13 protein-coding genes are annotated in these 15,326 nt (G+C 62.8%); 7 read left to right on the top strand and 6 right to left on the bottom strand.

Features of this window, described 5'->3' with window-relative positions:
* Positions 1-10: 10 nt before the first annotated feature.
* From nhaA to fumC, 4 genes are all read right to left on the bottom strand, one after another.
* Positions 11-1,204, bottom strand: a complete 1,194-nt coding sequence (nhaA, locus tag AC1D13_RS08570; protein WP_457280323.1) for a Na+/H+ antiporter NhaA — start codon at positions 1,202-1,204, stop codon at positions 11-13.
* Between the two features lie 144 nt (positions 1,205-1,348).
* Complete coding sequence (oxlT, locus tag AC1D13_RS08565; RefSeq protein WP_457280322.1) at positions 1,349-2,683, bottom strand: oxalate/formate MFS antiporter; 1,335 nt, start codon at positions 2,681-2,683, stop codon at positions 1,349-1,351.
* A gap of 376 nt (positions 2,684-3,059) precedes the next feature.
* Positions 3,060-3,188, bottom strand: a complete 129-nt coding sequence (locus AC1D13_RS08560; protein WP_477689361.1) for a hypothetical protein — start codon at positions 3,186-3,188, stop codon at positions 3,060-3,062.
* 104 nt (positions 3,189-3,292) lie between these two features.
* The gene (fumC, locus tag AC1D13_RS08555) at positions 3,293-4,684 is read right to left on the bottom strand and encodes a class II fumarate hydratase (protein ID WP_457280320.1); all 1,392 of its coding nucleotides are present in this window, start codon (positions 4,682-4,684) and stop codon (positions 3,293-3,295) included.
* Positions 4,685-4,866: 182 nt separating this feature from the next.
* On the opposite strand from fumC, the gene AC1D13_RS08550 reads away from it, so the two are divergent.
* Together AC1D13_RS08550 and murI are read left to right on the top strand one after the other, a co-directional pair.
* On the top strand, positions 4,867-6,417 hold the full coding sequence (locus AC1D13_RS08550) for a fumarate hydratase (RefSeq protein WP_477665742.1): 1,551 nt from the start codon (positions 4,867-4,869) through the stop codon (positions 6,415-6,417).
* A complete protein-coding gene (gene murI / locus AC1D13_RS08545) occupies positions 6,414-7,217 on the top strand; it encodes a glutamate racemase (RefSeq protein ID WP_477689360.1) in 804 nt (267 codons plus the stop codon). The genes AC1D13_RS08550 and murI overlap by 4 nt, the downstream gene beginning before the upstream one ends.
* A 79-nt stretch (positions 7,218-7,296) precedes the next feature.
* Here the strand turns inward: murI and AC1D13_RS08540 are convergent, their stop codons facing one another.
* Entirely contained in the window at positions 7,297-8,292 is a 996-nt protein-coding gene (locus tag AC1D13_RS08540) for a Bug family tripartite tricarboxylate transporter substrate binding protein (protein WP_477689359.1), read from the bottom strand.
* A 287-nt stretch (positions 8,293-8,579) separates the two neighbouring features.
* Positions 8,580-9,485 (bottom strand): LysR substrate-binding domain-containing protein, encoded by a 906-nt coding sequence (locus AC1D13_RS08535; protein ID WP_457280316.1) that lies wholly within the window; start codon positions 9,483-9,485, stop codon positions 8,580-8,582.
* Between the two features lie 131 nt (positions 9,486-9,616).
* On the opposite strand from AC1D13_RS08535, the gene AC1D13_RS08530 reads away from it, so the two are divergent.
* From AC1D13_RS08530 to AC1D13_RS08510, 5 genes are all read left to right on the top strand, one after another.
* Positions 9,617-10,204: a cysteine dioxygenase family protein gene (locus tag AC1D13_RS08530; protein WP_457280315.1), complete on the top strand. Its 588-nt coding sequence runs from the start codon at positions 9,617-9,619 to the stop codon at positions 10,202-10,204.
* A 58-nt stretch (positions 10,205-10,262) separates the two neighbouring features.
* Positions 10,263-11,855: a rhodanese-like domain-containing protein gene (locus tag AC1D13_RS08525; protein WP_477689358.1), complete on the top strand. Its 1,593-nt coding sequence runs from the start codon at positions 10,263-10,265 to the stop codon at positions 11,853-11,855.
* Positions 11,856-11,922: 67 nt separating this feature from the next.
* Positions 11,923-12,918 carry a Bug family tripartite tricarboxylate transporter substrate binding protein gene (locus tag AC1D13_RS08520; protein ID WP_477689357.1) on the top strand — a complete coding sequence of 332 codons (996 nt, stop codon included), beginning with the start codon at positions 11,923-11,925 and terminating at the stop codon, positions 12,916-12,918.
* Positions 12,919-12,944: 26 nt separating this feature from the next.
* Positions 12,945-14,150, top strand: coding sequence for a cystathionine beta-lyase (gene metC / locus AC1D13_RS08515; RefSeq protein ID WP_457280312.1), 1,206 nt, complete (start codon positions 12,945-12,947; stop codon positions 14,148-14,150).
* A gap of 122 nt (positions 14,151-14,272) precedes the next feature.
* Positions 14,273-15,289 (top strand): YeiH family protein, encoded by a 1,017-nt coding sequence (locus AC1D13_RS08510; protein ID WP_457280311.1) that lies wholly within the window; start codon positions 14,273-14,275, stop codon positions 15,287-15,289.
* Positions 15,290-15,326: the final 37 nt, after the last annotated feature.

The following is a 15,326-nucleotide window of genomic DNA, read 5'->3' as shown; positions in this document are numbered from 1 at the left end:
CGCCGGACAGCTAGTCCGGCGCCTTTTTTGGGGTGCTGGCGCGCATCAGCATCACCGCACCCAGCACCCCTGACAACAACGAACCGCACAGCACACCCAGCTTTAGTTGCGTCTCGTATGCCGCATCCTGGCCGGCAAATGCGAGCGCACCGATGAAAAGGCTCATGGTAAAGCCCACGCCGCACAGCAGGCAGACACCAAAAAACTGGCTCCAGCCAGCGCCGGCGGGCAGGCGTGCACCGACAAAGCGAATCAGCAGCCAGGAAGCCCCAAACACGCCGACCGCCTTGCCCACCAGCAGGCCTGCCGTGATACCCAAGGGCACGCTCTGAAGAAGCGTTCCGACGGTCACCCCCTGAAGCGACACTCCCGCATTGGCAAACGCAAACATCGGTAACACCGCAAAAGCCACCCAGGGGTGCAGCGCGTGCTCAGCGGTTTTCAACGGCGAGCCGCCTTTGCCGTCTGAAAGGGGAATCGCCAGCGCGGTAATGACGCCCGCCAGCGTTGCATGAATGCCCGACTTGTAGACGAAAAGCCAGATCACCAGGCCCACTGCCACGTAGGGCCCTACAACCATCACCTTCGCCCGGTTAAAGGCCAGCAAGAGCAACCCACCGATCGCGGCGGCCACCAACGCCATCACCGACAAACCCTCGGTGTAGAAAAACGCAATGATCAGGATGGCGCCCAGGTCATCAATGATGGCGACAGCCGTCAAAAACACCTTGAGCGATGCCGGCACGCGGCTGCCCAGCAGCACCAGGATGCCCAGCGCAAAGGCAATGTCGGTGGCGGCCGGAATCGCCCAGCCGCGCATCGCGACCGGGTCGCCGGCATTGATCGCCATGTAGATGAGCGCCGGCGCCACCATGCCGCCCAACGCAGCGCCCGCCGGCAACAGCGCCTGTGCACGCGAGGCCAGCTCGCCCTCGATCAATTCGCGCTTGATCTCCAGGCCCACCAGAAAGAAAAACACCGCCATCCACAGGTCATTGACCCAATGCAGTAGCGACTTGGAAAGCACCAGCAGATCACCGCCCACCCGCAGTTCGCCTGGCAGTTGCACAAACCGGTTGTAAGTCTCACTCCATGGCGAGTTGCTCAGTACCAGCGCCGCCACAGCGGCCAGCGCCAGCACCACGCCCGAAAGCGACTGCGAATTGATGAACTGGTTCAGTGTGCGGTAGACAAACTTGAGCATCCCGCCATTGTCCCAGAGACGCAGCCTGGCAGGCAGGTACTCCCACACAGCGGAGGCCGCAGCTCATGGCTCAGCCGTGATGTCAGCCATTGCGGCCAAGCGCCACTGAAGGCATCGGACCGCAAGCCCTGACCTCTACTCTATTTATTGCGCGGACTGCGGAAGATGACCGAAGCTGGCAGCCTTGCCGGAGGCGGCCGCCGGCAGCACAGCCTTTTCCATCTCGGCGCGCCGCATCGGGCGCAGCACATACCACGCCATCAGGGCAGCAATCGCGTTCATGACGCTGCCGACAATGAACACGGCGTGCCAGTTGCCCGTCATCGCCGTGAGCACGCTGGACAGCGGAACCAGCAGCGACGCCGTGCCCTTGGCGGTGTACAGCAGGCCGGCGTTGGATGCGGCGTACTTGGAGCCAAAGGTATCGGCGCAGGTTGATGGAAAGAGACTGTAGATCTCGCCCCAGGCGAAGAACACCATGCCCGTCAGTACCACGAAGGCAACCGGGTTGTGGCCAAACTGGTAGAGAGCCAGGATGCCCACCGACTCGATGCCAAAGGCGATCAGCATCGTTTTTTCACGGCCGATCTGGTCCGACACCCAACCAAAGAACGGACGGGTGAGCCCGTTAAGCACGCGGTCAATGGCCAGGGCAAATGTGAGCGCCGGCAGCGCCAGACCCATGATGCTGACGGGCACGTCGCCGACGTTGAAATCCTTGGCGATAGGTCCGAGCTGGGCCGTAGCCATCAGCCCGCCGGCCGCCACCATCACGAACATGACGTACATCACCCAGAACACCGGTGAACGCAGGACTTCGGACGGTGTGTAGTCGCGCCGGCTCTGCTGCACATTGATCGTGGAGATCGAGCCGCTCTTGGCCAGGTTCGCCGGTGCCCGCGTCAACAGGAACGACACGACAAATACGATCACGCCCTGAATGATCCCGAAGTACAGGAAGGCAGACTGGTAGCCGCTGCCCTTGATCATGGCCGAGATCGGAAGAATAGTGAGCGCGGAGCCCGCGCCAAAACCTGCAGCCGTGAGACCCGCAGCCAGGCCTCGGCGATCCGGAAACCACTTCAAGGCATTGCCGACACAGGTACCGTACACCGCACCCGCGCCAACGCCACTGATCGCAGCAGCGATGTAGAGCAGCATCAGTGAATCGGCAAAGGAATTAATAACCCAGCCCACGCCGCAAAGAATGCCGCCGACCATGACCACCGGACGTGGCCCGAAACGGTCGACGAGATAGCCTTCAATCGGCACGAGCCAGGTTTCAGTCAACACAAAAATCGTGAAAGCAACCTGGATGGCGGCCTTGCTCCAGCCGTACTTGTCGGCAATCGGATTGACAAAAAGGGTCCAGCCATATTGCAGGTTGGCAATCATCGCCATGCAGACGATGCCCAAGAGAAGCTGTATCCAGCGATGAGCGTTCGATGGCGCGGGGGTGGCCGTATTGGCGTGTGTCATGAAAGTCTCCTGTCGTTGTATGCCGTGGAAATTGCGTTTGCAATCGCTGATGCTGTTGTTGTGGGCGGATTGTGAGAGCGCGCATTTCGAAGCCCGCTTGATCGCGATCAAGTTTGGAAAAAACTTTACGCAACGCGAAAAAAACGAAAGCTGATTGAAAGAATCATGCAGCGTTACCCCCCGGTTTCTGCGACGGATTCAATTCACAAGATGAGGGTGTGCGGGTAATGGCCGAGCTGAGCCTGAACACGCAATTCGAGGGTCAGCAAACGCCCGGCGTTGCACCGGGCCTGGGAGGCACTGAAAAAAAACGAGAGAGAGAAAAGCAACCGCGTCACGCGGTCTATCGATGGCGGCGCAAACCGCCCGGCAACAATTAGCGGGGCCGCAGCGCGCTGATAAAAATATGCAGAGGCGTAGCAGCAAGCAACTCACGCAGCATAAGGCGTGCGCGCGCCCTGACGGCGGGTTGGGCAATTTTCAGATACAGGGCGAAAGCGGTCATGAGTTTCCTTTGTTGCGTGAGCATCTACAGAAGCAATCATAGGGTAAACCCTTGGCCTCTTCAAACCCTCAGCCAACCACCGCCGAACCGGGTTGCGGCCGGCGTCAGCCCACCATGTTTTGAGGCCGCACCCAGGCATCAAACTGCTCGCCCGTGACATGGCCCGAGGCCAGCGCCGCATCGCGCAGGCTGCTGCCTTCCTTGTGCGCCTTTTTGGCGATGAAGGCGGCCTTGTCATAGCCGATGTGCGTGTTCAGTGCCGTCACCAGCATCAGCGAGCGGTCAACCAGCTCGGCGATGCGTTCGCGATTCGGCTCAATGCCGACGGCGCAGTGGTCGTTAAAGCTCACCATGCCATCGGCCAGCAGGCGCACGCTTTGCAAAAAGTTGTGCGCCACCATGGGCCGGAACACATTGAGCTCGAAGTTGCCCGAGGCACCGCCGAAGTTGATGGCCACGTCGTTGCCGAACACCTGCGCCGCCAACATGGTCACGGCTTCGCTCTGCGTCGGGTTGACCTTGCCCGGCATGATGGACGAGCCAGGTTCGTTCTCGGGAATGCTGAGCTCGCCGATGCCGCTGCGCGGGCCGCTGGCCAGCCAGCGCACGTCGTTGGCAATCTTCATCATGCTGGCTGCCAGTGTTTTGAGGGCGCCGTGCGCATGCACCAGGCCGTCGACCGAGGCCAGCGCTTCGAACTTGTTGGGTGCGGTCACAAAAGGCAGGCCTGTCAGCGTGGCCAGTTCGGCCGCCACTTGCTCCGCATACCCCTTCGGTGCATTCAGCCCCGTACCAACGGCAGTACCGCCGAGCGCCAGTTCATACAGGTGCGGCAAGGCGGCACGCACATGCTTTTCGCCGTGGTCAAGCTGCGCGACATAACCCGAGAACTCCTGGCCCAGGGTGAGTGGTGTCGCATCCTGCAGATGGGTACGTCCAATCTTCACGATGCTGTCGAAGTCTTTGGCTTTTTGCGCCAGCGTCGCGCGCAACTTCGCAATCGCTGGCAGGAGCTTGTGGGTCATGGCCTCTACAGCGGCAACATGCATGGCGGTAGGAAACACATCGTTGGACGACTGGCTGCGGTTGACATCGTCATTGGGGTGCACCAGGCGGCCCTCGCCGCGCTCGCCGCCCAGAATTTCGCTGGCGCGGTTGGCCAGCACTTCATTGACATTCATGTTGGTCTGCGTGCCGGAGCCCGTCTGCCATACCACCAGGGGGAATTCGTCCGCATGCCCGCCCGCGATCACCTCGTCGGCTGCGGCCACGATGGCTTTGGTTTTTTTCTCGTCCTGAAGGCCCAACGCATGGTTGACCCTGGCCGATGAGCGCTTGACCTGCGCCAGCGCCTTGATGATTTCACGTGGCTGCTGCTCGCCCGAGATGTCGAAATTCTGCAACGAGCGCTGCGTCTGCGCACCCCAGAGTTTGTTGGCCGGCACCTCGATAGGGCCAAAGGTATCGCGCTCCGTGCGCGTGCTGCTTGTCGTCATGGAAATATCCTGCGCGTCAAAAAAGATGGTTAAGAGTCCTAGTATGACTGCAGACGAGAAAGATTCTCATCTGAAGGGTTTTGGATCCTCTCGCCCGACATGCCCGAGTTGCCCGCCAAGGGCGGATAATTGCGGGGTTTGCCCGAAATTTCCCCGAAACGCCCTCATAACGACGACCCACCATGACCACGATCAAGCAAGCCGACCTCATCGAATCCGTAGCCGCTGCCCTGCAGTACATCAGCTACTACCACCCCACCGACTACATCGCCCACCTGGCGCGAGCCTATGAGCGCGAGCAAAGCCCGGCCGCCAGGGATGCGATTGCACAGATCCTCACCAACAGCAAGATGAGCGCGACCGGCCAGCGCCCGATCTGCCAGGACACCGGCATCGTCAACGTGTTCCTTAAAGTCGGCATGGACGTTCGCTGGGAAGGCTTTACCGGCAGCCTGGACGACGCCATCAACGAAGGCGTGCGGCGCGGCTACAACCACCCTGACAACACCCTGCGCGCCTCGGTGGTGGCCGACCCGCAGTTCGACCGCAAGAACACCAAGGACAACACACCGGCCGTGATCTTCACCGAGCTGGTGCCCGGCAACAAGATCGACGTGACCGTGGCGGCCAAAGGCGGCGGCAGCGAAAACAAAAGCAAGATGGTCATGCTCAACCCCGGCGATTCGGTGGTCGACTGGGTGCTCAAAACCGTGCCCACCATGGGCGCCGGCTGGTGCCCGCCCGGCATGCTGGGCATCGGCATTGGCGGCACCGCCGAAAAAGCCGTGCTGATGGCCAAGGAAAGCCTGATGGACGACCTGGACATGTATGAGCTGCAAGCCAAATCGTCTTCGGGCGCCAAGATGACCAAGACCGAAGAGCTGCGCCTTGAACTGTTTGAGAAGGTCAACGCGCTGGGCATAGGCGCGCAGGGCCTGGGCGGCCTGACCACCGTGCTGGACATCAAGATCAAGATGTACCCGACGCACGCCGCCAGCAAGCCCGTCGCGATGATTCCCAACTGCGCTGCCACACGCCACGCGCACTTCGTGATGGACGGCAGCGGCCCGGTCTATCTGGACCCGCCTTCACTGGACCTCTGGCCCAACGTGAACTGGACGCCCGACTACAAGAAGAGCAAGAAGGTCGATCTCAATACGCTGACCAAAGAAGAAGTTGCCAGCTGGAAGCCCGGCCAGACCCTGCTGCTCAACGGCAAGATGCTGACCGGCCGTGACGCAGCGCACAAGCGTATCCAGGACATGCTGGGCAAGGGCGAAAAGCTGCCGGTTGATTTCACCAACCGCGTCATCTATTACGTCGGCCCGGTTGATCCGGTGCGTGATGAAGCCGTAGGACCTGCCGGCCCGACCACCGCCACCCGCATGGACGGTTTCACTGAAATGATGCTGGCTGAGACCGGCCTGATCTCGATGATCGGCAAGTCCGAGCGCGGCCCGGTTGCCATCGAAGCCATCAAGAAGCACAAGAGCGCTTACCTGATGGCCGTCGGCGGCGCCGCCTACCTGGTCAGCAAGGCCATCAAGACAGCCAAGGTCGTGGGCTTTGCCGACCTGGGCATGGAAGCGATCTATGAGTTCGACGTGGTTGACATGCCGGTGACCGTGGCGGTGGATGCGGGCGGCACCAGCGCGCACATCACCGGCCCAGCCGAGTGGCAAAAGAAAATCGCCACCGGCGAGTTCAAAAACATTCCCGTCGCAGCCGCGTGAGCGAAGGCCATGCCGGCGCCGACCGGCCGGTCGGCGTGTTCGACAGCGGCGTGGGCGGCCTTAGCGTCTTCAAGGCGTTGCGGGCCCAATTGCCCGCAGAGTCCTTCGTCTACCTGGCCGACGCGGGCTTCGCGCCTTATGGCGAGCGCGGCGACGCTTTTGTCATTGAGCGCACGCGCGCCGTCGTGCGCAAATTGCGCGAAGAGCATGCGATTAAGGCACTGGTAATCGCGTGCAATACCGCGACGGCGGCCGCCGTTCACCTCGTACGAACCGAGCACCCGGACTTGCCGCTGGTCGGCGTCGAGCCGGCACTCAAACCGGCCGTCGCGTTGAGCAGGACAGGCCGCATCGGCGTCATGGCGACGCGCGGCACGGTGGCAAGCGCCAAGCTGCGCGCCCTGCACGATTCGCTGAAAGGCCAGGCCGAGTTCATCCTGCAGCCGTGCGACGGGCTGGCCGATGCGATCCAGAACCATGATGTTGCGCAGATCAGTGCTTTATGCCGTGGATACACGCAAGCGATCGGCCCCTTCGGCGGCCAAGCCGGGCAGGTCGATACTCTGGTGCTGGGCTGCACGCATTACGCCTTCGCGTGGGACACACTGCAGAAAATGGTGGGCACCGACGTCCGCCTGATCGAGACCGGCGAGCCGGTCGCGCGGCAGACCCGCCGTTTGCTCGAAGCCGCCGGGCAGTTGCGGCAAGGCGACGCACCCGGCCACATCACTTTGCTGACAACGGGTCTGCAGGAGTCGCTGAACGCAGCCGCACGACGCTGGCTGGGCCTGCAGCTATAGCACCACAGCGCCGGCTGGACTCGCCGGCGCTGGTACTCATCGACTCAGTGATGAGCCGAATCCGTTGAAGCAACTGAAGTTATTGCGGCTTCAGTCCCACGTTACGCGCCAGGGTGCGCCAGCGCTCCGACTCCGCCCGAAGGAATCCACGCAACTGGTCGCGTGAAGTACCTTTCATTTCCACGCCCAAAGCAGACATACGTTCCACCACCTTGAAATCCGACATCGCACTCAGGAGTTCGAGGCGAAGCCGCTCGGTGACTTCAAGCGGCGTGGTCGCTGGCGCAACAAGCGCCCACCACTGCGCCACATCCATGTTCTTCAAGCCGAGCTCAGTCATCGTCGGCAAGGAGCGCAGGATGGGGACGTCCGAACGCTTGCGGCCCGTCACCGCCAGCGCCTTGACCTTTCCGGCGGCCATGAGACTGGAGCCGGTCGCCAGCGTGGCGAAGTAAGAGGACACCTGGCCGGCAGCCAGGTCAACCATCGCCGGCGCGCCGCCGCGGTAAGGCACCATGTTGAACTTGATTTTGGTCTCTTGGGAAAACAGCTCGCCCACCAGGTGGCTGATAGACCCTGTGCCGCTGTTCGCCATGGCAGGAGGCCCGCCCTTGGCGGTCGAAGAAGTTTTCAGGAAAGTCTTGAAGTCGCTGTTTTCGGGACCCATGCCGGTAAACAGCACCATGGGCGATGTACCCACCAGCGTGATCGGCGTGAAGTCGCGCAGCATGTCGTAAGGCAGGTTGGCAACAACTGCGGGCGCGTACACGTGCGACAACTCCACGATCGCCAGCGTATAGCCATCGGGTGCCGACTTGGCAGCCTGGTCAATTCCGACGTGGCCCGCGCCACCCGGCTTGTTGTCGACGATCACGGGTTGCTTCAGCCCTTCGCTCAGCCGCTGTGCCAGCACGCGGGTAATGGCATCGGTGCTACCGCCCGTTGCCCAGGGAACGATGATCTTGATGGGCTTGTCGGGGTAGGCAGCCCATGCGGGCGCAGCGCCAAGCGCCAGGGTGGCTGCGGAACCAGCAAGCAGCGTGCGCCGCTTGATGGGGAATGTTGAAACTGACATGAGCTCTCCTTGCATTGATCGGATACGCGAGACAACCCCACCTCCTCGTGGGCATCGTCAGCGTCCGGCGAGCGTACACCGCGGATGACGCATGCACCGTGTTACCACGCAGATACAACCGCTACATGTGGCTCGCGTCCAACGTTTTTCGCGCGTTTATTTTTTGTGATCTCGCGACACCGAAAATTCACACGCGATTATTTTTAGCAAAGTAATTAAAAAGTCTGCAGTGCATCGTGGATACGTTTTCCGCCGGAATTCTGGCCGTTTATTTTTCCCGACGCTGCTTAAATTTCCCGATCAGCACGCGCGGCAGGGATAGCCGGGTCCGCCGCGCTGCGAATCAAACCGAGGTTGGATTTCAGCATCTCGAACACCTTGCGTGTCACCGGGTTAATGACATTCTTTCGAACGAACAGGTAGTAATCAAGCTCAGGCAAGCGCGGCAGTCCATCGTTTTCGCCCAGCACGCGCAGGTCGCTGCCCGCCATCTCGATGCCGCGCGCAGTCACGCCCAAACCCGCACGCAGTGCAGCCTTGATGCCGATCAGGCTGGAAGCGGTATAGCTCGGCGACCAGGGAATTCCGGCAGCGTCCAGCGCCTCGCGTGCCAGCCTGTGAAATACGCTGGGGCCCTCCACCAGGATCAGCGGCACCGGCTTGGCGCGGTCATGTACGTAGCTGGCTGAGCACAACCATACCGTGGGTGAGGTACGCAGCACCACGCCGTCGAGTGCCGGGTCGTTGCGGTTGGAGATAGTCATGTCGATCTCGCCGCGCTTGAGAGATTCCATCAGGAAAGGGCTGCGCCCCACATGGATGTCTAGCTGCAACAGCGGCGAAGCACGCGCCACCTGTGCCAGCAGCGTCGGCAGCATGGTGTCGGCCACGTCGTGCGGCGCGCCTATGCGCAGTACACCCTCCAGGTTGCCTTGCTGCAGGCTGCGCAAGGCATCGTCATTGATGGCCAGCAGGTGGCGCGCATAACCGAGCAGCTTTAACCCATGCGGCGTCAGGCGCTTCTGGCGCCCATGCTTTTCAAACAGCGGGTGGCCGATCTGGTCTTCCAGCCGCTGCATTTGCTGCGTCACCGCCGACTGTGTTTTGCCCAGCTGCACGGCGGCGCTGGCAAAGCTGTCCTGCTCGTCGATGGCCACCAGCGCTCGCAGCAATTCCAGATCAAGGGTTTTCATTTCCAGGCGTTTTGCAAATATCTACTTATTACAAATGCTAATGTATTTATCTCTATTTCTGAGTTGTTTCAGAAATACGAGTTGACTATATTAGGCCAAGTAAACCCAAAACCTCACTCAGGAAGATGCCCATGACCGCAGCAGCCGAGCGCAACCAGGTAGTTGGCGCCGCCATTCAAAACATTAAGATTATTGTTGGGAGCGGCGAAGCAAATCGCCAGTCGCTGGCCAAAGTGCTCGCGGTCCTGAACCAGCTGGCCGGCCAGAAGGAGCTGTGGAACGCTACGGATTTCGCTGCGCCCGAAAGCCCCGAACTGCAGGCGCGCTACCTGATCGCTGAAGACGCCGACCAGAGCTTCGCGCTTTACCTCAACGTGATGCGTCCCGGCAAACGCATCGTGCCGCACAACCATACGACCTGGGCCTGCATCAGTGCCGTGGAAGGCTCCGAGATCAACCGCGTGTACGAACGCCAGGACGATGGCTCAGTGCCGGGCAAGGCGCAGCTCAAAGAGGTCAACTCCGTCGTGGTCGAGCCCGGCACGGGCATCGCCCTGATGCCCGAAGACATCCATTCGGTGGAGATTCCGGCCGGCCAGGTGATACGCCACTTGCACATGTATGGCCGCGCGCTTGAAACGCTGAACACGCGCACCGGCTACGACCTGGAAAAAGGTACGTACGAAACCATGGGCATCGGCGTGCAGACGCGCCGCTGAACACCCGCGCGCCCTTACCCCCTTCCCTGAATTTCCGAACCTACACGCCCCCTATCCCATGACACGTTTTGTAGACGCGGCCACGCTGAAAGCCTGGCTGCACGACGGCGCGGAAATCGCCCTGTTTGATGTGCGCGAGCACGGCCAGTACGGCCAGTCGCATTTGTTTTACGGCATCCCTCTGCCCTACAGCCGGCTTGAGCTGGACGCACCGCGCCTGGCGCCGCGCCGCAGTGTGCGGCTGGTGGTGTATGACGACGACGGCAGCGGCGCAGCGCCTTTGGCCGCGCGCCGCTTCAGTGCACTCGGCTACAGCGATGTGCAGGTGCTGCAGGGCGGCACAGCCGGCTGGCAAGTCGCTGGCTTCCCGTTGTTTGCCGGCGTCAACGTGCCGTCCAAAACTTTCGGCGAACTGGCCGAGCAGGTCTATCACACGCCCCGCGTCAGTGCGACTGAACTTGCAGCCATGCTGGAGCGGCAAGACGACGTGGTGGTGCTCGACGGTCGGCCGTTTTCGGAGTTCCGCAAGATGAACATCCCGACGGCGATCAGTTGCCCGAACGGCGAGCTGGCCCTGCGCATCCGCGACCTGGTCCCCAGCGAAAGCACGCACATCGTGATCAACTGCGCAGGCCGCACGCGCAGTATCATCGGCGCGCAAACGCTGATCAACCTCGGCTTGCGCAACCCCGTATCGGCGCTGGAAAACGGTACCCAGGGCTGGTACCTGGCAGACTTCAAACTCGAGCACGGCGGCACGCGCCGCTACAAGGACTCGGCCCAGCCCACAGAGCCCGCGGGCATGCGCGCGGCAGCCCAGGCGCTGGCAAAGCGTTTCGATGTCCCTGTCGTCAACGCACAGACTGTACGCGGCTGGGCCGGCGACGCGCAGCGCACGCTCTTTTTGTGCGATGTCCGCAGCCCCGAAGAATTTGCACGCGGCAGCCTGCCCGGCGCGCAGCACACGCCGGGCGGCCAGCTGATCCAGGCCACCGACCAGTATGTGGGCGTGCGCCAGGCGCGGCTGGTGCTGTTTGATACGGACGGCATACGCGCGCTGACGGTCGCCAGCTGGCTGCGCCAGCTGGGCCACGACGCCAGCGTGCTGGACCAGGGCCTGGCCAGTGGCCTGGCGCTGCCCGCCACGGCGCCCGTGGCCCTGCCCGCGCTGCCCGCCACCACCGCGCAGGCCCTGTCGGCCGGGCTGGCCGATGGCACCGTGGTCGCCATCGACCTGCGTCCCAGCATGCAGTTTCGCCAAAACCATATCGCGGGTACACGCTGGTCCATCCGCCCACGCCTGGCACAGGCGCTGGCCGGTGAACACCGCCCGGTGGTGCTGGTTGCCGACGAGCCCGCTGCGGCCGCCTGCGCGGCCGTTGACCTCCAGGCGTTGGGCCTGAAAGCCAGCCTGCTCGAAGGCGGCCTCGACGCCTGGCGCGCCGCCGGCTTTGCGCTGCAGGCCACTGACAACATTCCGGCCGACAGCGACTGCATCGACTACCTGTTCTTCGTGCATGACCGGCACGACGGCAACAAGGAAGCTGCCCGCCAGTACCTGGCCTGGGAAGTGAACCTGATCGGGCAGCTCGACGCGCTGGAACTGAAGGCATTCCAGTTGCCTGATGCCGGGGCCACCCACCCCGCGTAATACCGATTTGGCCCCGCGCCGCCTCATTTTTTTTTCATCTTTTGCCCCAATTCATTCAGGAACCCCCATGCTTGCCAAACTGAAATTCACCGCAGCCTCACTGTGCTGCGCCCTGCTCGCCGTGCACGGCGGCGCCTCAGCCCAACCCATGCCGCAGGTCGGCGGCTTCCCGAACCAGGCCATCAAGTTTGTGTCGCCGTTCCCGGCCGGCGGCGGCAATGACGCCACGACGCGCTTCGTGACGAGCCGACTGTCCGACATCACCGGACAGAGCGCCATCGTCGACAACCGCGGCGGCGCCGGCGGCAACATAGGCGCCAAGGCCGTGGCCGACGCCAAGCCAGACGGCTACACCGTGCTCACGGGCCAGGTCTCGTTGATGGCCGTCAATCCCTCGCTGTATGCCTCGCCGGGTTTTGACCCGCTGAAAAACTTCCTGCCCATCACCCAGATCAATGCCGCACCGCTGGTGCTGGTAGTGGCCAGCAACTCGCCCCTGAAAAGTTTTGCCGACCTCGCCGCGCAGACCAAAGTCCCAGGCGGTCGAGTTACCTATGCCACGCCCGGCAATGGCACACTCTCGCACCTCGTCGGCGTGGTTCTGGAAAAAGACAGCGCCATCAGCATGACCCACGTGCCCTACAAGGGCGCGGCGCCGGCCATCACCGACCTGCTGGGCGGCCAGGTGGACGTGCTCATCACTTCCACCGCCTCGGTGTCCAGTTTCATCCAGAACGGCAAGATGCGCGCCCTGGCCGTCACCAGCCCGCGCCGCATCGGCGTGTTCACCAAGGTACCGACACTGGAAGAGCTGGGCTACAAGAACACGACCTTTGAAGACTGGTACGGTTTCTTCGCACCGGCGGGCACGCCACCCGAACGCGTGGCTTACCTGCACGACAGCATCGTGCGCTCGCTCAAGTCGCCGGAAGTCAGCAAGCTGATCACCGACGGCGGCAGCGAAGTGGTGGGCAACACGTCGGCGGCTTTTGCCGCGCAGCTCAAGGCGGACATTGCCCGCTGGTCGCGCGTCGTCAAGCTCTCGGGCGCCAAGCTAGACTGACCCCGGATTCATCAAACCGCCCCGACATGAGCAAAAAAACACCACCGGCCACCGCACCCAGTGCGTCACCCCTGACCCGCCTGGTCCACGCCGGCAAGCAGCCGGCCTATGACGGAGGCCGGCCGGTCAACCCGGCCGTGGTGCGCGCCAGCACCGTACTGTTTGACAACACAGCGCACCAGCGCGAGATGCGCCTGCGCCGCGGCGATGAGCGCGTGTTCACCTACGGGGCGCGCGGCAACCCGACCAACTACGCACTGGAAGACATGGTCAGCGAGCTGGAAGGCGCCTGGCGCACCCGGCTCTTTCCCACAGGCCTGGCCGCCATCGCGATGACGCTGTTGTCCTACCTCAAGCCCGGTGACCACCTGCTGATGTCGGACAGCGTCTACGAACCGGCGCGCAAGCTGGTGGAGTCCTTCCTCACGCCCTACAACATCCGCTGCACTTTCTTCGCGGCCGACGGCAGCGACGTGGAAGAAAAAATCGAGGCCGGCACGCGCATGATTTATGCCGAATGCCCGGGTTCGCTGGTGTATGAAATGTGCGACCTGCCGCGCCTGGCCGGCATCGCCCGTGCACGCGGCCTGCTGCTGGTGGCCGACAACACCTGGGGCTCCGGCTACCAGTACCGGCCGCTGGCGCTGGGCGCCGACGTGTCCATCATGGCGGCCACCAAATACCTGTCGGGCCACTCCGACGTGATGATGGGCACCGTAGCCACCACGCAAGCCGCCTGGCAGGCGCTGAACGAACGCAGCGATGCCTTCGGCATGACGGTAAGCCCCGACGATGCCTACCTGGTGCTGCGCGGCACACGCAGCATGGCCGCGCGCCTGGCCCTGCATGAACGCGGTGCCCTGAAGGTGGCTGCCTGGCTGCAAACACGCAGTGAAGTGGCGACCGTGTTCTGCCCGGCCCTGCCCGGCCATCCAGGCCACGCCATCTGGCAACGCGACTGCAAGGGCACCAACGGCCTGTTGTCCTTCGAGCTTCAGCCCGCCTTCGACCAGACCGCCGCCGAGCGGCTGATCGACGGCCTTCGGCTGTTCGGCCTGGGCGCTTCGTGGGGCGGCTATGAAAGCCTGGTCACGCTGACCAACATGCGCGGTGCCCGCAGCGTGACCGACTGGTCGGGCCACGGCCAGATCGTGCGCCTGCACATCGGGCTGGAAGACCCGGCCGACCTGGTGAGCGACTTGCAGCAGGGGTTTGCCGCATTGGCGGCCTGAGGGTTTTACCTCTGCGCCCTTGCCCTTCGCATCACCCCCAGCCCCTTTCCTCTCCCCCATTCGATTTCATCCGCCCTCTGCGGCGGCCCTTGCCTGCCTTTTTCCTTCCGGTTTGCATCACCATGCCCAGCAACGCATACCTTTGGCTCCAACGCACCCGCAGCCTCTGGCCGGGCATCGCCTCGCCGCTGCTCATCATGCTGGCCGCTACCTTTGTCTCTGAACATTACGGCGGCCCACAACTGCTGTACGCCCTGCTGTTCGGTCTGGCCTTTCACTTCCTGCACCAGGACGAACGCTGCCGACCCGGCATTGAGTTCTGCGCCAAAACCCTGCTGCGCATCGGTGTAGCCCTGCTGGGCGCGCGCATCACGCTGGCGCAAATCGGCCAGCTCGGCATCGGTCCGCTGGCCACCGCCCTGCTGGGGGTTGCCAGCACCATTGCACTGGGCGCCTGGCTGGCGCGGCGCCTGGGCCTTGCCACCGACTTCGGCCTGCTCTGCGGTGCAGCCGTGTCCATCTGCGGCGCGTCGGCGGCACTGGCGGTTGCGGCCGTCATGCCGAAAACCGAGGAGAACGAGCGCCACACGCTACTCACCGTGGTCGGCGTAACAGGCTTGTCGACGCTGGCAATGGTGGTCTACCCCTTGCTGGTCAAGGTGCTGGGCCTGGACGAAACCAGCGCCGGCATCTTTCTGGGCGGCACGATCCATGACGTGGCGCAAGTGGTGGGTGCAGGCCTGATGATTTCCCATGATGCCGGCGATGTGGCGGTGATCGTCAAGCTGTTCCGTGTCACGCTGCTGGTGCCGGTGGTGGCAGTGCTGGCGTACTACTGGCGGAAGCAGGCCAGCACGCCAGGCGGTGCAGGACAGCGCGCACCTCTGCTGCCTTTTTTCCTGGTGGGCTTCATGGTGCTGGTGCTGCTCAACAGTGCGGGCCTGGTCAGGCAGCAACTCACAGACGCACTGGGTCATGTCTCCCGGGTCTGCCTGGTGATTGCCATTTCAGCGCTGGGCATTAAAACCTCGTTCGAGGAACTGGTGCGGCTGGGCTGGCGGCCCATGGCGTTGATGCTGGTAGAAACCGTGTGGCTCGCCGCGGTGTTCGCCGCCTACCTCTGCGTTCTTCGGGCCTGAACCAGATCGCTATAGTTTTGATAGCTGCTCGCGCCCG

It is taken from the genome of Polaromonas sp. P1_E12 (assembly GCF_056405975.1).
This window is presented reverse-complemented; position numbering and strand designations above follow the sequence as displayed.